The organism is Flavobacterium sp. ACN2 (assembly GCF_002303885.1).
Lineage (GTDB): Bacteria > Bacteroidota > Bacteroidia > Flavobacteriales > Flavobacteriaceae > Flavobacterium.
Genome location: NZ_MRCM01000031.1, coordinates 1 through 21,387, shown reverse-complemented (window position 1 = coordinate 21,387; position 21,387 = coordinate 1). Strand labels below are relative to the sequence as shown.

The window sequence follows — 21,387 nt, the reverse complement described above, 5'->3', positions numbered from 1 at the left end:
AATTATATTATAAAAAAAACTTGATTAAAAAATCGAGTTTTTTTCATTTAAAAACATCACTCCACCTCCAAATAAGGATTTAAAGTCTCTGCTAATTCATTGAGCCAGTAAAAGCTGTCTCTTAATTTGATGATTTCGCTTTGAAAGGTTTCATGTTCGCTCAAAACACACAAAGCGAGTGTGAAATTTACTTGTCTTAAAGTTTTAGCCATTTCAACAGGATCGATTCTGTCGTTGAAGAAATTCAAAAGCTTGATTTCGGTTTGTTTTGAAATTGTGTTGGTACTCATAATCTTTGTGTTTAGGAAAAGAACCCGCGTAGCTAAGGTGTCCTACGCCACAAAGTGCGTTGCAGTTGTTTCCAATACCGCCACCATACCACACGGGCAAAAGTTTTTTTGATATCATATTTCTTTGTGTTTAGGATTGTAAAGATATCAAAAAATATTTTTAAAGTAAGAAAAAGACTATGTTTTATGTGAAACAATATATTGTTTGTTGAAGGAAATTGTCTCCGCATGGTAAATATAAAACGATATTTTGAGATATGATAAGTTCAGTAAGATTTCCACGCAGTTTGTCATTTCGACGAAGGAGAAATCTTCGTACGTTGAGCACGCATTGTTGTGGAGTTTCTTGCGAAGATTTCTCCTTCGTCGAAATGACAAGATTGAGGAATTTCTGGTCCAAATGTTTACCAATTACTTCTAATGAAACCAAGTGCCCTAGCCCTGATGGGAGCGGCATCCTTTTGTGGTGGGGTTCACCACAAAAGATATAGCGGACAGCAGGAATAGCTCCTGAAAAAATAAATCCCAATTTTTAAAATTGCTTCGCCTGTTCGCTATCGCTCGAGTCCAAATTCTAAGAAAGAAGCATTTGTTTTCATAAACCTTCGACTTCGCTCAGGGTGACAATAGGGTATAAAAATCAATTTTTTTCAAGTACCAAATTCCAAGAAAGAAGCATTCGTTTTCATAAGCCTTCGACTTCGCTCAGGGTGACAATAGGGTATAAAATTCAATTTTTTCAAGTACCAAATTCCAAGAAAGAAGCATTTGTTTTCATAAGCCTTCGACTTCGCTCAGGGTGACAGTAAGATTTAAAGGCAAAGGAAAAAAACTTAGAACCTTAGCATCTTAGAACCTCAGTGCCTTTATTTCAACACAAACTCATTTTCTTTCAATTTCTTCAAAACTGTGGCAATAATTTTAGAACGGCATTCTGAATTTTCGGTTGTTGATGCGGTTTTAACCCAATATCGAATATTAAGCTGAATAATACCACCAGCAATAACATCGGTAATTACGGCGGCGTTTTCGTGGTCTTTTTGGGTTACCTCTTCGCTGTTTCCTAGAATTTCTTTTACAAGTTCGATGGCTCGGGTATAATCAGAACCATATTCGAGTCCGACGGTGAAAGTCTGAAGTAGAAAACCTTCGCTATTATAGTTAATGAGTGTGTTTTTTATAAGAAGTGCGTTTGGAATATAAATAATTTTAGAATCGCTTTTTACTTCGGTATCACGAAGGTTGAGGTTGATGACTTCGCCTTTTACGCCGTTGCTTTCGATAATATCGCCAATAGAAAACGGACGTTTGAAAGCAAGAAGAATTCCGGCAAGAAAATTTTCTCCAATATCTTTAAGCGCAAAACCAATTACAAAAGCCGAGATTCCCGCTCCGGCAAGCATACTTTGTGCAACGCCTTCGAGGCCAATAATCCGGAACATAAACAAGATTCCGATAATAATTAAAACCGATTTAATTAAACGTGCAATAAAAACCGCCAAAAGACGATCGTGCATTTTAGCTTTGAGTCGGTTTCCTGCAAAAATGCCAATACGGCTCGCGATAAACCATGAAACGAGAACGACCAAAATGGCCAGAATAAATTTTGGTGTAAGATCAACAATGCTATTGTAGTAACCTTCGAGGTGGCTGATGACGTCCTGAAAGAAATTTTCCATATTAATAAGGCGTAAAAAAGTAAAATTTTAAAATTACCTTTTTAGTAAATCAAAAGCTTTACAGGATTCTTTCAGAATTTTATAAAATATGATGGAGTTGCTGTATAAATTCCCAAAATAGAATCGTTTTGCCCTGTGATATTTTTATCTTTGTGGTCTGAGTTTTTTCAGGAAATATTTTTATAAAAAGCACATTTACATGTTGACCCAATCTCATTTAGAGCAATTAGCCGCTAGTCTCGAAGGCACACTTTTATTCGATGAGCTTCATAAAACGCTTTATTCTACAGATGCTTCGGTGTACCGAATTAAACCCAATGCGGTGGCAATTCCTAAAACGACTGAAGATATTGCCAAATTGATCCAATTTGCAGCACAACATAATCTGTCGATTACGCCAAGAACAGCGGGAACTTCGCTAGCAGGACAAGCAGTAGGAGATGGATTGGTCGTGGATGTGTCAAAGCATTTTACAAAAATTATTTCGTACAATGCCGAAAAGAAAACCGTTACGGTTCAGCCAGGCGTAATTCGCGATGAGCTGAATTTATTCTTAAAACCTCACGGCGTATTTTTCGCTCCGATTACATCAACGTCAAACCGCGCGATGATTGGCGGAATGGTAGGAAATAATTCATCAGGAACTACTTCGATTCGATATGGTGTTACACGCGATAAAATTGCTGAAGTAAAAGCACTTTTAAGCGACGGTTCTGAAGTGGTTTTTAAAGACCTGACTTCGGCTGAATTTATCGAAAAAACAAAAGGCGATACTTTAGAAAATAAGATATACAAAACGATTTACGACGAGCTTACTATAAAAGAAGCTCAGGAAGAAATTGTAAAAGAGTTTCCGAAACCTGAAATTCATAGAAGAAATACGGGTTATGCCGTTGATATTCTGCTGAAATCGGAATTATTTGGCGGAACTGAACCCACCATAAATCTTGGGAAATTACTTTGCGGAAGCGAAGGAACACTGGCTTTTACAACCGAAGTGACGCTGAAAGTTGATGATTTGCCACCGCCTCACAGCATTATGGTTGTCGGGCATTATCATACCATTCAGGAATCTCTAGAGTCGGTTGTGGTGGCGATGAAACATCATTTGTACACTTGCGAAATGATTGACGATACGATTTTGGATTGTACCAAAACCAATCGGGAACACATTAAAAACCGTTTCTTTTTGGTTGGAGAACCAAAAGCAATTATGTTGTTTGAAGTCGCATCGCATACTTTAGAAGATGCCGAAAAACAAGCCGATGCTTTGATTGCCGATTTAGAGCAAAATAATTTTGGTTACGCGCGAGTAAAAATCTACGGAAACGATATTGATAAAGCCAACGAACTAAGAAAAGCAGGTCTTGGACTTTTAGGAAGTATTGTAGGCGACGATAAAGCAGCCGATTCTATTGAAGATACCGCGGTAGAATTGAGCGATTTGCCTGCTTATATTGCTGAGTTTTCGGCGATGATGTTGCGTCACGGGCAGGAAGCGATTTATTACGCGCATGCGGGTGCGGGAGAATTGCACCTTCGTCCGGTTTTGAATTTAAAGAAAACTTCTGATTTAAAATTATTCAGAACCATTGCGACTGAAGTAGCGCATTTGGTGAAAAAATACAGAGGTTCGTTGAGCGGTGAACATGGCGACGGAATTGTGCGTGGCGAATTTATTCCGTTCATGATTGGCGATAAAAATTACGAACTCTTGAAAAGAATCAAATTGGCATTCGATCCAAATTCGGTTTTGAATATTGGGAAGATTGTAAATGCTTTGAAGATGGACGAGAATCATCGTGTTATTTCAGGAAGAGTAGAACCGGATATTAAAACGTTTCAGGATTTCTCAGATAGTTTAGGAATCTTACGTGCCGCCGAAAAATGCAACGGTTCTGGAGATTGTAGAAAATTGCCGTCTGGCGGAGGAGCGATGTGTCCGAGTTATCGTGCGACGCGAAATGAGAAAGAAACGACCCGTGCACGAGCCAATGCACTGCGAGAATATTTAACGTATTCTGAAAAAGAAAATAAATTTGACCAGAAAGAATTATACGAAGTTTTTGAGTTGTGTGTAAGCTGTAAAGCCTGCGCAAGCGAATGTCCGAGTAATGTGGATGTAGCGACTTTGAAAGCAGAATTTTTATACCAATATCAAAAAGCAAACGGATTTTCTACTCGAAATAAGATTTTTGCCAACAATGCCAAACTGAACAGAATGGGAAGTAAATTCCCGTCGATTACGAATTTTATTTCGAATCAGTCTTTGGTGAAAAAAACAATGGGAATTGCGCCAGAAAGACAAGTTCCGTTATTGGCGAAAAAGACTTTTAGAAAATGGTACGCTAATAATAAACCGTCACAAACCGATTTTCCAAACGGAAGATTGTATTTGTTTGTAGATGAATTCACGAATTATTATGATGTCAATATCGGAATCGATGCTTTCGAATTATTGACAAAATTAGGTTATCAGGTTTTGGTTGTCGATCATGAAGAAAGCGGAAGAACGTATCTTTCAAAAGGATTTTTGGAAGAAGCGAAGAAAATTGCGAATCATAATGTAAGTGTTTTTAAAGATTTGGTTTTAGGAAACGCACCTTTAATCGGAATTGAACCTTCGGCAATTTTGACTTTTCGAGACGAGTATCTTCGTTTAGCCGATGATAAAGAAGCTGCAGAAAAGTTATCTAGAAATGCTTTTACAATTGAAGAATTCTTCAAAAAAGAAATCATAGACGGAAAAATCACAGCTGATTCTTTTTCAGAAGAAAGTAAAGAAATTAAGATTCATGGACATTGCCACCAAAAATCGTTGAGTTCTGTTGAGGCAACTTTTGCTATGCTGAATCTGCCAAAAAATAATACGGTTACAATTTACAATTCAGGCTGCTGCGGAATGGCGGGTTCTTTTGGTTATGAAAAAGAACATTACGAAGTGAGTATGCAGATGGGTGAGGATACTTTATTTCCTAAAGTGCGTAACACTGCCGAAAATGTAAAAATCGCCGCTGCAGGAACAAGCTGTCGCCATCAAATTTATGATGGAACAAAACGTGAGGCTCAACATCCTGTGAGCATTTTGAGAGGCTGTTTGAAGTAATTTAACCGCAAAGGTCGCAAAGAATTACGCAAAGAGCACTATGATTTTTTTGCCACAGATAAAAGGATTAAATAGATTTTTTCAATCTTTATCTAAATAATTTTTCACGCAGATTTTACAGATTTAGGCAGATTTAATTTTAAAGCAGAGATAACTAATAATCTGCGATTATCTGCTTAAATCTGTAAAATCTGCGTGAAATAAAAATCGTTTTAATCCTTTAATCTGTGGCAAAAAAACTATTTCAAACTCACTTTCTTCCCAGTCTCAGCTGCTTTATAAATGGCATTAATTATTCGAACGTCTTTAATTCCTTCTTCGCCAGTAATATGATTGGGAAGTTTTTTATTTGCTAAAATCACTTTACAGATTTCATCCATTTGGGTTTGCTGTTGGTTTATCACAGGAAAATTAAATGGTTTTCCATCAGATCTTTTACCTACAAAAGGGCCATAACTCACCGCAGGACTCATTTCGAAGAAACCTTCATCTGCGGCAGCGTAAAAACGATCAATTCCAAAACCACACGAACTGCTGCAATTCGCCACGGCACCGCTAGGGAATTCCATTTGCCAAGTGATATTTTCTTCAACTTGAGAAAACATATTTTTGTTATTGACATGTCCAAATTGTGCTGTAACAGCAATTGGTTCTTCGCCTAAAACATAACGCGAAACCTGAATGCAATAAATTCCTAAATTAATCAAACAACCGCCGCCGGCCCATTTTTTAGTCAGTCTCCATTCTTTGCGGGCGTTTAGATCAACAGGTTTATTTATGTCACGAACATCATAAGTACTATAACCCAGACCAGTTTCAATATAACGAACTTGTCCCAAGACTTTTTCTTGTCCCAATCGTTTTATTTCTAGATGATTTGGTTCGTAATGCAGTCGATATCCCATTGCCAATTGCACATTATTATCGTTGCAGGCTTTGATCATTTCTTCACAATCTTCAGCAGTAATAGCCATTGGTTTTTCGACAATAACATGTTTTCCTGCTTTTGCAGCGCGAACAGTAAATTCTTTGTGCAGTGCATTTGGAGTTACAACGTATACTAAATCAATGTCTTTGTTTTTTATGATTGAATCGAAGTTTTCGTAATTATAGATATTCTTTTCAGGAATGTTATATTTCTTTTTCCATGTTTCAGCTTTAGAAAGTGTTCCAGTTACAATTCCTGCAAGCTGGCAATATTCAGAAACCTGAAGACCTTCAGCTAATAATGAAGCATAGTTTCCTAAACCGCACAAAGCAATATTTAATTTTTTTCCGGTGTAAGGTTTGTGAACCTTTTCTGTTTCGGTAATAAAAGAAGGAAGTGTAGTCATCACAACCGAAGCGCCAACACCAAGTCCAAATTTATTTACAAAAGAACGTCTCGTGATTTTTTCCATAAAAATGATTCTTTAAAAATTAAATACTACTTGTATTAGTAAGCTCATTTTGATAAATGTTACATTTGTGTTTTAAAATAGATTTAACCGCAAAGAGAGCAAAGAATTACGCAAAGTTCACAAAGATTTTATTTCTCTCGCAGATTTGATTTTAAAATCTACATAAATATTTTCATCACAACAAAAATCTGCATTATCTGTGAAATCTGCGTGAGAAAATTTATAAGACAAATATTTGAAAAAATAATTCGTGAATTCGTGGCGAAAAAAAACGCCAGAAAAACAAAATGGTTTTATATATTTGAAATCAGGATATTTTTTGCATTATTTGCAAAATAAAACCAGAACAACTGAATTAAATCAATTAATAATAGCAAAAACATATATGGCATTTTCAAGTTTATTCCGAAAAAAAACAGTGCAGGATATTCTGAAACAGGTTGCAAAAAATGAAGCAGATGGACATGGAGCATTAGGGAAGCACCTTACAACCAAAGATTTAACTGCTTTCGGAATTGCTGCAATTGTAGGTGCGGGGATTTTCAGCACCATCGGAAAAGCAAGTGCAGATGGGGGGCCAGCCGTAATATTTTTGTTCCTTTTTACTGCTCTTGCCTGTAGTTTTGCAGCTTTTGCTTATGCCGAATTTGCATCAATGGTTCCCGTTTCTGGAAGTGCTTATACGTATTCGTATGTGGCTTTTGGAGAACTAATTGCCTGGATTATCGGATGGGCTTTAATCATGGAATATGCCGTCGGAAACATAACCGTGGCCATATCGTGGAGTGATTATTTTACAGGACTTCTCCAGAGTGGCGGCATTCATTTACCGCAATGGATTCAGATGGATTACTTAACCGCTTCAAACGGATATAATGATGCTGAAGCTTTAATGCGCGGCGGAAAATCATTCGAAAATTTAAGCACAGCTTTACAGCAAGCGCACACCGCTTGGACAACGGCGCCTACGTTAGGGTCGTTTCATTTTGTTACCGATATTCCAGCTTTATTCATTATTATTTTGATTACGGCTCTGGTTTACAGAGGAATGAAAGAATCTCGTAATGCGAGTAATTTAATGGTGGTTGTAAAACTTTGTGTAGTTCTTTTAGTGATCGCTGTCGGTGTATTTTATGTAGATACAGCAAACTGGGATCCTTTTGCTCCAAATGGAGTTGGAGGGGTTTTAAAAGGAGTATCTGCAGTTTTCTTTGCTTATATTGGTTTTGATGCTATTTCGACAACGGCAGAAGAATGTAAAAATCCGCAACGTGATTTACCACGCGGAATGATGTGGGCAATTATTATTTGTACCATTCTTTATATTGCAATTGCCTTGGTTTTAACCGGAATGGTAAAATATCACGAATTAAATGTTGGAGATCCTTTAGCATTTGTTTTCGATAAATTAGACTTAAAATGGATGTCTGGAATTATTGCCGTAAGTGCAGTAGTGGCAATGGCGAGCGTTTTATTGGTTTTCCAAATGGGACAGCCTCGTATTTGGATGAGTATGAGTCGAGATGGGTTATTGCCAAAGAAATTCTCAACGGTTCACCCAAAATTTAAAACACCTTCTTTTGCAACTATTGTAACAGGATTTGTGGTTGCAATTCCGGCTTTGTTTTTGAATCTGACAATGGTAACCGATTTATGCAGTATAGGGACTTTATTTGCCTTTGTATTAGTTTGTGCTGGAGTTTTGGTTTTACAAAACAAACCTGAAATTCCAAGAGGAAAATTCAAAACGCCTTATATTAATTCAAAATTTATTCTGCCAGTTTTAATGATTGCTGGATTGTATTATGCTTTTGCTTTCAACAGCAAAGCAACAATGGCTTTTATCAATAACGATCCGCAGATTTATGATGCAACTTCAATCGTAACCTCTTTAGACAAATCAGAATCAGAGCAGGTTTTCAAATATTTAGAAAGCATTGAAGCAAACAATAAAACCGCTGAAACATCAGATTTAGAGCATTTATTAGGACAATATCAAGACGACGAAGCTAAATATGCTGAAGTTGTAAAAGGATTGCCAATTGCAGATTCTGCTAAATATGAGTCAGGTTTCAGTTTATTCAAACACAAAATCCCAATGTGGATATTCCTATTCGTTTTGGTTGGATTAGCTGTTTGGGCTTTCAGAAAAAATCTGTCTTTAATTCCACTTTTAGGATTAATCTGCTGTCTGTATATGATGGCCGAATTAAGCGTTTGGAACTGGATTTATTTTACAATCTGGCTAATAATTGGATTACTGATTTATTTTACATACAGTAGAAAAAACAGTAAGCTGAATACTGAAAATATAGGATAAAAGTAAAATTATATACTACAAAAAGCCGTTCTGAGTACTTCAGAACGGCTTTTTGCATTCTTAGTATTTTATAGAAATATTCTTATGTTTTAAGAGTGCTTTTCCTTAAGTTTGTTTTTAGTAAAATTTTAAATTTAATTAGTAATACATGGGTTTTCTTGATAAAATATTGGGCAAAAAAGAAGCTGCAATACAATCTAATACTGATTTCTGGAATTGGTTTTTAAAAAATGAAAAAGAGTTCTTTGCAATAGTTAAAAACAGACAAAACATACACCAAGGTTTTTTTGAAAAATTGGCTCCAAAACTGGATGAAATTCACAACGGAATTTATTTTCTAACGGGAATGTTAGATGATAATACAGTAGAATTAATCTTAACGCCAGACGGAGCAGTTAGAAATATATATGCAATTGAAGAATTGGTAAATGCAGCTCCTCAAATTAAAGGTTGGAAAATTACGGCATTAAAACCAGCATCAGACATTCAGGATATTGGTATTGATTATGAAGGATTCAAATTTAATAAGGACAATCTAAAATTTTATCCAAACATTCATGACGGATATCCAGATGAAATTGACTTAACCGTTATTTACGATGATTTTGTAGAAGAAAAAAAACAAGTAATAACCAACGGTGTTTATATTTTCTTAGACAATTATTTAGGAGAACTGCATTCTGTTACTTTGATTGATAACATGAAAATAGACGGTTCAAATAGTATTTCAGAAGAATTAATTCCGATCGAAAAATTAAAAGATTATTTGATCTGGAGAGAAAAAGAATTTGTAGAAAAATACGAAGGCACAAGACATAATACGGAAAATGATAACTATTCAGGTTTTGAAGCAACTGCGAAAGATGGAAGTGGAATTATCGGATTAATGAACACAGATCTTTTGCAATGGGATAAAAAAGCATCACATCCTTGGGTATTTATTATTACCATTCTTTTTGATGGAAGCAATAATAATGGGATGCCGGATAAAGAAACTTATCAGTTATTAAACGAAATAGAAGATGAAGTTGTATTAGATCTTAAAGACCTGGAAGGTTATTTAAATGTAGGAAGGGAAACACTGGCAAACAGGAGGGAAATCTTTTTTGCCTGCAAAGACTTTAGAAAGCCAACAAAAGTGGCAGATGAATTAATTAAAAAACACTCTGGTTCATTCGAAATAAGTTACGAAATCTACAAAGACAAATACTGGCAAACGTTTAGACATTACGAGCCAAGATAAAGTACAAAAAGCCATTTTGAGAATATTCAAAACGGCTTTTTTTTCGATAAAAAAAATCCGCTTAGAGAAAATCTCCAGCGGATTCAAACGATCTAATAAAAAATGTGCAAATTTATTTATAGAGTAATGTTTGCCTTTATTGCGAGTAATTTTCTCGCGCAGATTTTGCAGATTAACAGCTCCTTTTTATAACCCTATTAATAAATCGGCATAATCAGCCAAATCTGCGAGAGAAAAAGTTTTAGCGAGCCTCTGTGAGAACTTCTTTATGTCCCGATAGCTATCGGGATTGCGGAATTTAAAATCCCAAGCTCAACCATACAAGCTTTCATCATTTCGTAAGTACGATCAATATCATTATCCAATCCAATAGAAAAGCGAATCAAACCATCTGTTAATCCCATTTCTTTCTGCTCTTCTAACGGAATTTCACTAGAAGTTGAGGTTCCCGGTGCGCTGAATAACGTTTTATAAAAACCTAAGCTTACTGCCAAATATCCAAGGTTTCGTTCTTGCATCAATTCCATTAATTCATTGGCTTTTTCCAAAGTTCCAACATCAATCGTTAACATTCCGCCAAAACCATATTCGGGATTAATCATCTTTTTATACAATTCATGACTCGGGTGACTTTTCAATCCCGGATAAACCGTTTTTAAACCGTCTTTTTCAAACTGATCCGCCAAATAATGTGCATTATGACTATGCTGTTTAATTCTAATATGAAGCGTTCTCAAATTTTTCATCACACTTGCAGAACGCAAACTATCCATTGTTGGCCCTAAAAGCATACTTGCGCCAGAATTTACATTCTTCAGCGAATTAATAAAATCTTTAGACGCACAAGTCACACCGCCAACGGTATCACTGCTTCCGTTGATGTATTTCGTCAAACTATGAATTACAATATCGGCGCCCAATTTTGCAGGAGAAACCGATAATGGCGAAAATGTATTATCTACAACCAATTTCAAATTGTGCTTTTTGGCAATTTTAGCCAATCCAGCAATATCGGCAACTTCCAGAAGTGGATTACTAACCGTTTCGCAATACAAAACTTTCGTTTTCGGCGTAATTGCAGCTTCTACAATATCCAATTTTGTAATGTCTACAAAGCTTGTTTCAATCCCGAATCTTGGCGTAAAGTTTTTTAAGAAAGCATAAGTTCCGCCATAAATAGTTCGGCTGGAAACGATGTGATCGCCCGCACCGCATAATTGCAATAGAGTAGGCGTAATTGCTCCCATTCCCGAAGCCGAAACATTTGCTGTTTCCGTTCCTTCCATCGCCGCCAAAGCCTGATCCAAATACAAATTACTTGGCGATGAATGGCGCGAATACAAGTAACAGCCTTCCATGTTTCCCTCGAAAGTATCAAACATAGTTTTAGCTGAAAGAAAAGTATAAGTCGAAGAATCAGAAATCGACGGATTCACACCGCCAAATTCCCCAAAATACTGCAAATCCTGAATTTTATCTGCTGGGTTGAAGTTTTTCATTTTTAGTTAGTTTCAAGTTTTTATTTGTTTCAAGTTTCAAGTTTCAAGTTGTTTGAGCCTTGTGTTGATTTTTAGAAGCTATTTCCTGCTATCCGCTATATCTTTTGTGCCGAACCCCGGCACAAAAGGATGCCGCTTCTATCAGGGCTAAGACTCTCGTTTTCAAAATAAATTCCATCCAAAATAAGATCTAATAAGAAAATTAATCAACTGTAAAATGAATAATTAGATTTTAAAACTATAAAAAGTGTTTTTTAATGATTTTTAATCTAAATTTGAATTGATAAAACCTAATCAATAGATTTTCTTTCATCTTCTAAAAACAAACAAAAATGACTTTAGACGCTACAGATAAAAAACTTCTGGTTTTGCTTCAAACCGACAGTAAAAAAACAACCAAAGAATTATCCTTAAAACTTGATCTTTCTGTTACAGCGGTATATGAAAGAATTAAAAAATTAGAGCGCGAAGGGGTAATTAAAAACTACGTCGCCTTAGTCGATAAATCCAAAATTGAGAAAGGGTTTGTAGTTTTCTGTCACCTAAAGCTCATTCAGCATACCAAAGAATTCCTAACCAAATTCGAAAGCGAAGTCATCAAACTGAACGAAGTTTTAGAATGCCATCACGTAAGCGGTGATTACGATTATATTCTGAAAGTTCTAGTGAAGGATATGGAAGCTTATAGAGAGTTTTTAGTAACCAAATTAACTTCTTTACAGCACATTGGGAGCACCCAAAGTATGTTTATGATTAGCGAAGTAAAGAACTCGACAGTGATTTCTTTTTAGGAAGGTTCAAAGGTGCAGAGTGACAAAGGTTTTTCAGTAGATATGCACTGCAGTGCGTTTAACGTTCGGTTTGTCATCCTGAGGAACGAAGGATCACACGCGAAACTCTACAAAGATTTGCGATTTTGCATGCGGAGCTTCTAGTGTGATCCTTCGTTCCTCAGGATGACAAGCATGGGCATAAACTTTGCGACTCTGCGTCTTTGCGAGATTAAAAAAAAACAAAACTTTGCGAACCTCTGCGTAATTCTTAGCGCTCTTTGCGGTAAAACTAATCCCAAAATTTCACACAAAAAACATTGAAAATTAAACCTCAAACAGAACTTTATTGCTTAATTTTGTAACCGCTAAAATAAAAACAAAATACTATGAGTTCATTTGACGTAGTCATTATAGGTTCAGGTCCTGGAGGATATGTATCAGCAATTCGTTGCGCACAATTAGGTTTCAAAACTGCAATTGTAGAAAAATATAATTCATTAGGCGGAACTTGCCTTAACGTAGGTTGTATTCCTTCAAAAGCATTATTATCTTCTTCTCATCATTATGCTGAAATTGCTCATTTCGCAGATCACGGAATCGAAGTTTCTGGAGATGTAAAAATCAATTTAGAGAAAATGATCGCGCGCAAACAAGCCGTTGTAGATCAAACTGTAGGTGGTATCAACTACTTAATGGATAAAAATAAAATTACCGTTTTCAATGGTTTAGGTTCTTTTGTAGACGCAACTCACATTGCAGTTGCAAAAGCTGACGGAACGTCTGAAACTATCGAGGCAAAATATACTGTAATCGCTACAGGATCAAAACCATCTTCTTTACCATTCATCAAAATTGATAAAGAAAGAATTATTACTTCTACTGAAGCTTTAGCTTTAAAAGAAGTTCCAAAACACTTAGTTATTATTGGTGGTGGAGTTATCGGAATCGAGCTTGGACAAGTTTACCTTCGTTTAGGAGCTCAGGTTTCTGTAGTTGAATTCATGGACAGAATTATTCCTGGAATGGATAGTTCATTGTCTAAGGAATTGACTAAAGTGTTGAAAAAACAAGGAATGAAATTCTACGTTTCTCACAAAGTAAAATCAGTTGAAAGAAACGGCGATGTTGTTGTAGTTCAGGCTGAAAATGCAAAAGGAGAAACTATTACTCTTGAAGGAGATTATTCATTAGTTTCTGTTGGTCGTCGTCCTTACACAGACGGATTAAATGCTGACAAAGCTGGAGTGAAAATTTCAGACAGAGGACAAGTTGAAGTAAACGATCATTTACAAACAAGTGTTCCAAATATCTACGCAATTGGTGACGTTGTTCGTGGAGCAATGTTAGCGCACAAAGCGGAAGAAGAAGGAGTAATGGTTGCTGAAATTTTAGCAGGTCAAAAACCACATATCGATTATAACTTAATTCCTGGTGTAGTGTATACTTGGCCAGAGGTTGCTGCAGTTGGACAAACTGAAGAGCAATTGAAAGCAGCTGGAGTAAAATACAAATCTGGAAGTTTCCCATTCAAAGCGTTAGGACGCGCAAGAGCAAGTGCTGACTTAGACGGATTCGTAAAAATCTTGGCTGATGAGAAAACAGATGAGGTTTTAGGAGTTCACATGATTGGTGCTCGTACAGCAGATTTAATTGCTGAAGCAGTTACTGCAATGGAATTCAAGGCTTCTGCTGAAGATATTTCTAGAATGAGCCATGCTCACCCAACTTTCGCGGAAGCGGTAAAAGAAGCAGCTTTGGCAGCTACAGAAAATAGAGCGTTACACGTATAATTTTTGCGTTAATCATAAAAGAAAACCGTCAGTTCCAAATGGATTCTGACGGTTTTTTTTATTCTTTTATTAATTTGAAAGTATAATAGGTTTCTTTGTTTTTGGAGTAAACGCTATAAATGTTTTCTTCTTCATCATAAATTTTGTATCGATATTTATCGCCCTTCACACTTAGGTTTTTTCTTGACAAATTATTGCTTTCAATAAACTCAAGTTCAAATTCGCAATTGCTTCTTTTTCTATACAACAACTTCGAGAAAGTATTATCGCCGAATTTTTCTATCCAAAGATTTCCATTTATAGTTACCTCGACTTTTTTTCCTCTTTCTTCCCAGTAGTGAAATTTTTTGCTTTCGTCAAAAGTATTGCATTGTTCCTTAGATACATGACCTATAGGTTTTTCGTTTTGCATTCCCCAGTCATTTTGTATAGAATCTTTAGGGAAAAGCGCATTAAATTCATTACAGTTTTTTTGAAGACGATAAATCATTTTTTCAAAAGCCTTTCGCTGTGCGATCGTATCTTTAAATTTTGCCAAAAAAGGCATGACATGAGATTTATTAATGCTATGAAGTCTTATTTCATCATTTAAAATTTTGTTTTCAGCCAATGACTGGCATATTTCGTTATTTAAAGAATCTATTGTTTGTATAGTTTGAGATTGACTAGTAAGAGAAAATAAAATAAAAAATAGTAATAGATGGATTCTCATTTTTGAGTTATTGATGGTGTGTCAAATTTAATGGTTTGTAACTCAAGTTGTAAAAACTTTATCGAAATTTTAAAAATCCCTTATTTTTTTGCTGCTTAAAAATATAAACTTGAAGAAAAATTTTGTAAATTAGATGTGTATTTCAGGTGTTATCTTTATGATTATTAAAAAGATAGTATTATGAAAAGTAAATATATCGCTCCGATTCTAATTGGAGCAGGAATTGGAATCGCATTGTACTCTTGTGGAGGCGGAATTCCAAAAAGTGCACAAGCTGTAACAAACTTTGACAGCAATAAATATCTCGGAAAATGGTACGAAATTGCCAGATTAGATTACAAATGGGAGAGAGATTTGAATAATGTAACTGCCGAATATTCTTTAAACGAAGATAAAACTATAAAAGTCGATAATAAGGGCTATAATGTCAAAAAAGACAAATGGGAACAAAGTGTCGGGAAAGCTAGATTTGTCAAAAAAGACAATATTGGTATGCTGAAAGTCTCATTTTTTGGTCCTTTTTATTCTGGTTATAACGTCGTAGCAATCGATCCAGATTATAAATACGCGCTTGTGGCTGGAGAAAGTTTAAAATACATGTGGATACTTTCTAGAGAAAAAACAATTCCAGAAAGTGTAAAAGCAGATTATCTTATCAAAGCTCAGGAAATTGGATATAACGTAACCGATTTGGTTTGGGTTAAACAGGATAAAGCGAATTAAACAAAAGCCCGTCAGGTATAAACTTGACGGGCTTTTTGTTTTTGGTCGAAAAATGATTTACGCAGTAAAAACACTTTTATAATTATCCCAGTATCTGTAAATCAAAAATAAATTTCCTATAAATAGAAGCACTGCAATTGGCAGACCATCGGGAGTTAAAAAATAATTGATAAACAAAATATTTACCGTAATTGGTAAGATCAAGATGTTTGCTAAAGTTACGTAACGCCCAGTTACAAATGCAATTCCACAAAGTAATTCTATAGATTTTGCCAGTGGCATTAAATACGTCGAAGCCATTAAACCTACGTTAAATGCTTTGAAGTTTCCTGTGGTTTCAGGCTCTGGCATTAGATGGAAAAAATAACTGATAGAGGCAAAAAGTAGCAAAAGGCCAATTAAAACGCGGACAATAATAGTGGCAATTTTCATAATACTTAGGATTTTTTAAGGTTAAAAAATATAATTAAGTTATTGGAAAAGATGCAATCTAAAAGCTCAAATGAGAATCGCAAATTATTTTTTTTGAGGTTCTATTTTAAGGATTTTGCAATTAAATTAATGCTGTTTTAGGATTATTCTAATTGTATATCAAATATAACGAATTTTTTCTTATAAAAAGAATGTATTTTTAACAGTTTTACAGTGTAATTCAAATCATTTCATTATTTTTTTTGCTTTCCGCTAATGAAAGAATTTTGTCGTAATTTTGACCTTTAAAATTACCATTTTTGAGAGTTTCCATCCGTAAAAATATTGCCAATCCGAAACTGTTTAAAGAACAGATTTTAAGTTGGGCGCAGCAATTTCGCGAAGTCGTTTTTTTAGACAGCAATTCTTATCCGCAGCAGTATTCTAATTTTGACTGCATATTGGCAGTAGATGCTTTTACTTCTTTAAAAACAGATTATTACAATGCTTTTGAAGATTTAAAACAATATCAGCAAAATACAAAAGACTGGCTTTTTGGATACCTTTCTTATGATTTAAAGAATGGTATTGAAAATCTTCATTCCAATAATTTTGATGGTTTGAACTTCCCCGACTTGTTTTTCTTTCAGCCTAAAAAAGTTTTTATTCTGAAAGGAAATGAACTTGAAATTAAATACTTAATGCTTTGCGATGATGAGGTAGAAGAGGATTTTGAGGAAATAATAAAAGTTCAGACCGAAACATTTGTCACATTGAGCGGAGTCGAAGTGAAGCAACGTATTTCTAAAGAATTATATGTTCAGAAAATAAATAAAATGCTGGAACATATTCATGTTGGTGATATGTACGAAGCCAATTTCTGTATGGAATTTTATGCTGAAAATGCTGTTATAAATCCTTTAGAAAAATTTCAGAAGTTGAATGAGATTTCACAAGCTCCCTTTTCAGTTTTCTTTAAAAATTACAAACACTATTTGCTTTCTGCTTCACCAGAACGCTACTTGAAAAAAGAAGGAGATAAGATCATTTCTCAACCCATAAAAGGAACTTCTAAGCGTTTTGCGGATCCAATTGAAGACGAAAAATCAAAGAGTGTTTTAGTTTCAGACGCCAAAGAGCGAGCTGAAAATATCATGATAACTGATTTAGTGCGAAATGATTTGTCGCATACCTCGCAAAAGGGTTCCGTTGAAGTCGAGGAGCTTTGCGGAATTTATTCGTTTTTGCAAGTGCATCAGATGATTTCTACGATCACTTCCAAATTAGATCCTCAATATTCGGCAGTAGATGTTTTGAAGACGACTTTCCCGATGGGAAGTATGACGGGCGCTCCAAAAATTTCGGTTATGGAAATTGTCGAAAATCTCGAAGAAACCAAAAGAGGATTGTATAGTGGGGCGGTTGGTTATTTTACACCTGAAGGCGATTTTGATTTTAATGTCGTAATCAGAAGTATTTTGTACAATCAAGAGAATAAATATGTTTCTTTCTCGGTTGGAAGCGCTATAACATCGCTTTCAATTCCAGAAAAAGAATATGAAGAATGTTTGCTGAAAGCAAAAGCAATGCACGAAGTTTTGCAGTAATTTTTTTTTTTTTTTTGCCACGAATTACGCCAATTTGCACGAATTTTTTCTTCAATTTGATAAAAAAATATAGCCACAGATTAAAGGGATTAAATGATTGAAAATCTGTGAGAATCTTTTTAATCTGTGGCAAAAAAAAAAATAATTCGTGGAAATTCGTGCAATTCGTGGCGAAAAAAAATCCCACTTAACATTTCGTTTAAAAATAGATCAAATTTAATTCTTTACTTTTATCAGATGTTTTCAAAATTTCAAAATCATATCGTTTCAAGATTTCCTTTTTTAGCCGAAAAAAAGCTTTTTCTGGCTGTAAGTGGCGGATTAGACAGTATGGTTTTGCTACATTTATTGAACAGACTGTCTTATGAAATTGCAGTTTTGCATTGCAATTTTCAACTTCGCGGATTGGAAAGTTTTGGAGATCAGGAATTTATTCAGAACTATTGCGATCAGCACAATATTCCAATTTTTACTACTCATTTTGATACTGAAGCTTTCGCTAAAGATTATAAATTATCAACACAAGTTGCAGCAAGAGAACTTCGTTACAGCTGGTTTTATGAACTTTTGGAAGAAGAAAACTTCGATTATATCCTGACAGCACATCATGCCGACGATAATCTTGAAACTTTTATTATCAACTTAACTCGCGGAACTGGTTTAGAAGGTTTAACTGGAATTCCAGAACAAAACGATAAAATTATTCGTCCGCTTTTGCCTTTTTCGAGAGAAGAAATTTTGAAGTATGCAGAGGAGAATAAAATAGAATGGCGAGAAGACAGCAGTAATGCTTCGACAAAATATCTCAGAAATAAGATTCGTCATAATTTAGTTCCGATTTTAAAAGAAATCAATCCTAATTTTTTGGATGCTTTTCAGAAAACGCAATCTTTTCTTCAAGAATCAAAAGAAATGGTTGAAGATGCATCGATTATGGTATATCAGCAAGTGGCAAAAGAAGCAGGAGACGATATTCATTTTGATTTAAATCAGTTAAAAAAACTTCCAAATTATAAATCGTATCTCTATCAATGGCTAAATGAATTTGGTTTTTCTGCCTGGAATGATATTTATGATTTGGTTGAAGGGCAATCTGGAAAACAAGTTCTTTCCGAGGAATTTAGATTGCTAAAAAACAGAGAAACACTTATTTTAAGTCCGTTTTCTGAAATGCCAGAAAACGAAGAATATGAAATTAGTGAAAACGATACAGAAGTTAATTTTCCCTTAAAAATGAGTCTTTGTAACGTAGGTCACACAACATTCGGTTCAAATAAGGTTATATTTGTCGATTCCAATAAAATCCGTTTTCCATTAGTTTTGCGTAAATGGAAAGAAGGAGATGTTTTTCAGCCTTTCGGAATGAGAGGAAAATCTAAAAAAGTAAGCAAGCTTTTTAAAGACGAAAAATTATCATTAATCGAAAAAGAAAAAACTTGGATTTTATGTTCTGAAAATGAAATAGTCTGGGTTGTTGGAATAAGACAGGACGAGCGTTTTAAAATAGAGAAAACCACAAATCAAATACTAAAAATAGAATTACAATAATGAACTTTACTCGAAATCTTCAGACAAATTTGTCAAAAAATGTTTGGACTAAAACCATTTTACTTTTCGTATTTTTCTTTGCTTTTGCAAAAGGTAATGCGCAAATATTAGAGCCGGTAAAATGGACTTCTAAAATTGAGAAAAAAGGAAACAATGCCGTTTTAATTTTTGATGGAACAATCGAAAAAGACTGGCATATGTATTCGCAGTTTACTCCAGACGGCGGACCTTTGGCTTTAGAAATAACTTTTAAAAATCAAAAAGGAAACTACGAATTAGTTGGAAAAGCAAAAGAAGGTAAAACTAGAACAGCTTTTAACGATGTTTTTGGCGTAGATGAAACTTTTTTTGAGGGAAAAGCACACATTGAACAAGAAATAAAAATCATAAACCCGAATTTAAAAACGGTTGATGTAGATTTTGATTTTCAGGTTTGTAAAGAAGTTTGCATCAATTCGAGTAAGAAATTCTCGATTGCTGTTCCTTCAACTTTCAAAATGGATGAAGTTCCAGTTGTAACAGAAGCTAAAGCTGATGAAACAAAAGTAGAAGGATTAGCGGTTGATACCGTTAAAAAAGAAGAAATCGCACAGCCAAAAGTGGAGAAAACGGACGAAACTGCACAAGAAGAAATTCCTGCACCAGCGCCTTCAAGAAGTTTGTGGTCGATCTTTTTTATTGCCTTTTTATCAGGATTTGCAGCATTGTTAACACCATGTGTTTTCCCAATGATCCCGATGACGGTAAGTTTCTTTACCAAACAAAGTAAAAGCCGTGCAAAAGGAATTAGAAATGCAATTATCTACGGATTTTCAATCATTGCTATTTATGTAATTTTAGGCCTTATTGTAACTAAAATATTTGGAGCTGATGCCTTAAATGCTTTATCTACAGATGTTTGGTTCAACTTGATTTTCTTTGTGATCTTAGTTGTTTTTGCTACTTCATTTTTGGGTGCTTTCGAAATCATGCTTCCAAATTCATGGGCAAATAAAGCAGATCAGCAAGCAGATAAAGGCGGTTTAATCGGAATATTATTCATGGCTTTGGCTTTGGCGATTGTATCATTTTCTTGTACAGGGCCAATTGTTGGAACTTTATTGGTTGAAGCAGCTTCAAATGGAGGAATTGCGCCAATTGTCGGAATGCTTGGATTCTCTTTAGCATTAGCGCTTCCATTTATGTTATTTGCGATGTTCCCAGGATGGTTAAATTCTTTACCAAAATCTGGTGGATGGTTAAATACTGTAAAAGTAGTTTTAGGATTTTTAGAGCTGGCTTTGGCATTCAAATTTTTATCAAATGCCGATTTAGTTTTACAATTGCATTTCTTAGAGAGAGAAGTGTTTATTGCAATCTGGATTGCTATTTTTGGAGCAATGACATTGTATTTATTCGGAAAAATTACTTTACCTCACGATAGTCCTACGAATCATATTTCTGTTGGAAGATTGTATTTAGGATTACTGACATTTGTGTTTACCATGTATTTAATTCCTGGACTTTGGGGAGCACCTTTAAAATTAATCAGCGCATTCCCGCCGCCGCCGCAATATAGCGAAAGTCCGTTTGGAGTTGGAGGTTCAGGAAACGGAGCAGTTTCTTCAGAATCTATTAAAGGACTTCCAGAGGGAGCTGAGTTAGGCCCACACGGAATTATGGTTTTCCATGATTATGAAGATGGTTTGGCTTATGCAAAAGAAATCAATAAGCCAATTATGCTTGATTTTACAGGTTATGCTTGTGTAAATTGCAGAAAAATGGAAAATAATGTTTGGTCAGAACCAGCAATTTTGCCAATCCTAAAAAATGATGTTGTTTTAATTTCGCTTTACGTTGACGATAAACGTGAATTGCCAAAAGAAGAGCAATTTACAACTGCATCAGGAGATAAGATTATTACTGTTGGCGATAAATGGACCGATTTTATGATCTCAAAATATAAAACGAATACACAGCCTTTATATGTTATTACCGATTTGGAAGGAAAGAATATGAATACTTCTAAACCAACAATAAGTTATGTAAATGCAGATGAATATTTACATTGGTTAAAAGAAGGAATTTCGAATTTTAAGTAAATCTTGGGAGAATAGAGAATAGAGAATAGAGAATAGAGAATAGAGAATAGAGAATAGAGAATAGAGAATAGAGAATAGAGAATAGAGAATAGAGAATGGAGTAAAGAGATTAGAACTGAGAGAAATCAAAAATCTATATTCTATTATCTATATTCTATTATCTATATTCTATTATCTATATTCTATTATCTATATTCTATTATCT

The 21,387-nt window shown here is 34.9% G+C and carries 15 protein-coding genes; 9 read left to right on the top strand and 6 right to left on the bottom strand.

Annotated features, from left to right (window positions below):
* Positions 1-56 precede the first annotated feature (56 nt).
* Together BSF41_RS23270 and BSF41_RS23265 are read right to left on the bottom strand one after the other, a co-directional pair.
* On the bottom strand, positions 57-290 hold the full coding sequence (locus tag BSF41_RS23270) for a hypothetical protein (RefSeq protein ID WP_066035086.1): 234 nt from the start codon (positions 288-290) through the stop codon (positions 57-59).
* 866 nt (positions 291-1,156) lie between these two features.
* Positions 1,157-1,969, bottom strand: coding sequence for a mechanosensitive ion channel family protein (locus BSF41_RS23265; RefSeq protein ID WP_095931864.1), 813 nt, complete (start codon positions 1,967-1,969; stop codon positions 1,157-1,159).
* 199 nt (positions 1,970-2,168) lie between these two features.
* Between BSF41_RS23265 and BSF41_RS23260 the strand changes: the two genes are divergently transcribed.
* Positions 2,169-5,075: an FAD-binding and (Fe-S)-binding domain-containing protein gene (locus BSF41_RS23260; RefSeq protein ID WP_095931863.1), complete on the top strand. Its 2,907-nt coding sequence runs from the start codon at positions 2,169-2,171 to the stop codon at positions 5,073-5,075.
* Between the two features lie 239 nt (positions 5,076-5,314).
* On the opposite strand, the gene BSF41_RS23255 is transcribed toward BSF41_RS23260, so the two are convergent.
* A complete protein-coding gene (locus BSF41_RS23255; protein ID WP_095931862.1) occupies positions 5,315-6,475 on the bottom strand; it encodes a Gfo/Idh/MocA family protein in 1,161 nt (386 codons plus the stop codon).
* A gap of 385 nt (positions 6,476-6,860) precedes the next feature.
* On the opposite strand from BSF41_RS23255, the gene BSF41_RS23250 reads away from it, so the two are divergent.
* Both BSF41_RS23250 and BSF41_RS23245 read left to right on the top strand, forming a co-directional pair.
* Complete coding sequence (locus BSF41_RS23250; RefSeq protein ID WP_095931867.1) at positions 6,861-8,795, top strand: amino acid permease; 1,935 nt, start codon at positions 6,861-6,863, stop codon at positions 8,793-8,795.
* Positions 8,796-8,943: 148 nt separating this feature from the next.
* Positions 8,944-10,038, top strand: coding sequence for a DUF695 domain-containing protein (locus tag BSF41_RS23245; RefSeq protein ID WP_095931861.1), 1,095 nt, complete (start codon positions 8,944-8,946; stop codon positions 10,036-10,038).
* Between the two features lie 266 nt (positions 10,039-10,304).
* Here BSF41_RS23245 and BSF41_RS23240 read toward each other — a convergent pair whose 3' ends face one another.
* On the bottom strand, positions 10,305-11,537 hold the full coding sequence (locus tag BSF41_RS23240) for an aminotransferase class I/II-fold pyridoxal phosphate-dependent enzyme (protein WP_095931860.1): 1,233 nt from the start codon (positions 11,535-11,537) through the stop codon (positions 10,305-10,307).
* Between the two features lie 332 nt (positions 11,538-11,869).
* Here BSF41_RS23240 and BSF41_RS23235 point away from each other — a divergent pair, with 332 nt between their 5' ends.
* Positions 11,870-12,328: an Lrp/AsnC family transcriptional regulator gene (locus BSF41_RS23235; RefSeq protein WP_095931859.1), complete on the top strand. Its 459-nt coding sequence runs from the start codon at positions 11,870-11,872 to the stop codon at positions 12,326-12,328.
* 368 nt (positions 12,329-12,696) lie between these two features.
* On the top strand, positions 12,697-14,100 hold the full coding sequence (lpdA, locus tag BSF41_RS23230) for a dihydrolipoyl dehydrogenase (protein WP_095931858.1): 1,404 nt from the start codon (positions 12,697-12,699) through the stop codon (positions 14,098-14,100).
* Positions 14,101-14,158: 58 nt separating this feature from the next.
* Here lpdA and BSF41_RS23225 read toward each other — a convergent pair whose 3' ends face one another.
* On the bottom strand, positions 14,159-14,812 hold the full coding sequence (locus BSF41_RS23225) for a hypothetical protein (protein WP_141248184.1): 654 nt from the start codon (positions 14,810-14,812) through the stop codon (positions 14,159-14,161).
* A 180-nt stretch (positions 14,813-14,992) separates the two neighbouring features.
* On the opposite strand from BSF41_RS23225, the gene BSF41_RS23220 reads away from it, so the two are divergent.
* Positions 14,993-15,535 (top strand): lipocalin family protein, encoded by a 543-nt coding sequence (locus BSF41_RS23220; RefSeq protein ID WP_095931856.1) that lies wholly within the window; start codon positions 14,993-14,995, stop codon positions 15,533-15,535.
* 57 nt (positions 15,536-15,592) lie between these two features.
* On the opposite strand, the gene BSF41_RS23215 is transcribed toward BSF41_RS23220, so the two are convergent.
* Positions 15,593-15,967, bottom strand: coding sequence for a DoxX family membrane protein (locus BSF41_RS23215; protein ID WP_095931855.1), 375 nt, complete (start codon positions 15,965-15,967; stop codon positions 15,593-15,595).
* Between the two features lie 299 nt (positions 15,968-16,266).
* Here BSF41_RS23215 and BSF41_RS23210 point away from each other — a divergent pair, with 299 nt between their 5' ends.
* The 3 genes from BSF41_RS23210 to BSF41_RS23200 all read left to right on the top strand — a co-directional run bounded on the left by BSF41_RS23210 (position 16,267) and on the right by BSF41_RS23200 (position 21,182).
* Entirely contained in the window at positions 16,267-17,553 is a 1,287-nt protein-coding gene (locus BSF41_RS23210) for an anthranilate synthase component I family protein (RefSeq protein ID WP_095931854.1), read from the top strand.
* Between the two features lie 237 nt (positions 17,554-17,790).
* Positions 17,791-19,101 (top strand): tRNA lysidine(34) synthetase TilS, encoded by a 1,311-nt coding sequence (gene tilS, locus BSF41_RS23205; RefSeq protein ID WP_095931866.1) that lies wholly within the window; start codon positions 17,791-17,793, stop codon positions 19,099-19,101.
* Positions 19,101-21,182 (top strand): thioredoxin family protein, encoded by a 2,082-nt coding sequence (locus BSF41_RS23200; RefSeq protein WP_172426968.1) that lies wholly within the window; start codon positions 19,101-19,103, stop codon positions 21,180-21,182. Before tilS ends, BSF41_RS23200 begins: the two co-directional genes overlap by 1 nt.
* The last annotated feature ends 205 nt before the right edge of the window (positions 21,183-21,387 follow it).

Bases quoted from the DNA above. Each gene is read 5' to 3' on its own strand.
- BSF41_RS23245 (WP_095931861.1), top strand. From the start codon at position 8,944: ATGGGTTTTCTTGATAAAATATTGGGCAAAAAAGAAGCTGCAATACAA.
- BSF41_RS23240 (WP_095931860.1), bottom strand. From the start codon at position 11,537: ATGAAAAACTTCAACCCAGCAGATAAAATTCAGGATTTGCAGTATTTT.
- BSF41_RS23270 (WP_066035086.1), bottom strand. From the start codon at position 290: ATGAGTACCAACACAATTTCAAAACAAACCGAAATCAAGCTTTTGAAT.
- BSF41_RS23265 (WP_095931864.1), bottom strand. From the start codon at position 1,969: ATGGAAAATTTCTTTCAGGACGTCATCAGCCACCTCGAAGGTTACTAC.
- BSF41_RS23255 (WP_095931862.1), bottom strand. From the start codon at position 6,475: ATGGAAAAAATCACGAGACGTTCTTTTGTAAATAAATTTGGACTTGGT.
- tilS (WP_095931866.1), top strand. From the start codon at position 17,791: ATGTTTTCAAAATTTCAAAATCATATCGTTTCAAGATTTCCTTTTTTA.
- BSF41_RS23225 (WP_141248184.1), bottom strand. From the start codon at position 14,812: ATGAGAATCCATCTATTACTATTTTTTATTTTATTTTCTCTTACTAGT.
- BSF41_RS23215 (WP_095931855.1), bottom strand. From the start codon at position 15,967: ATGAAAATTGCCACTATTATTGTCCGCGTTTTAATTGGCCTTTTGCTA.
- BSF41_RS23260 (WP_095931863.1), top strand. From the start codon at position 2,169: ATGTTGACCCAATCTCATTTAGAGCAATTAGCCGCTAGTCTCGAAGGC.
- lpdA (WP_095931858.1), top strand. From the start codon at position 12,697: ATGAGTTCATTTGACGTAGTCATTATAGGTTCAGGTCCTGGAGGATAT.
- BSF41_RS23250 (WP_095931867.1), top strand. From the start codon at position 6,861: ATGGCATTTTCAAGTTTATTCCGAAAAAAAACAGTGCAGGATATTCTG.
- BSF41_RS23235 (WP_095931859.1), top strand. From the start codon at position 11,870: ATGACTTTAGACGCTACAGATAAAAAACTTCTGGTTTTGCTTCAAACC.
- BSF41_RS23200 (WP_172426968.1), top strand. From the start codon at position 19,101: ATGAACTTTACTCGAAATCTTCAGACAAATTTGTCAAAAAATGTTTGG.
- BSF41_RS23220 (WP_095931856.1), top strand. From the start codon at position 14,993: ATGAAAAGTAAATATATCGCTCCGATTCTAATTGGAGCAGGAATTGGA.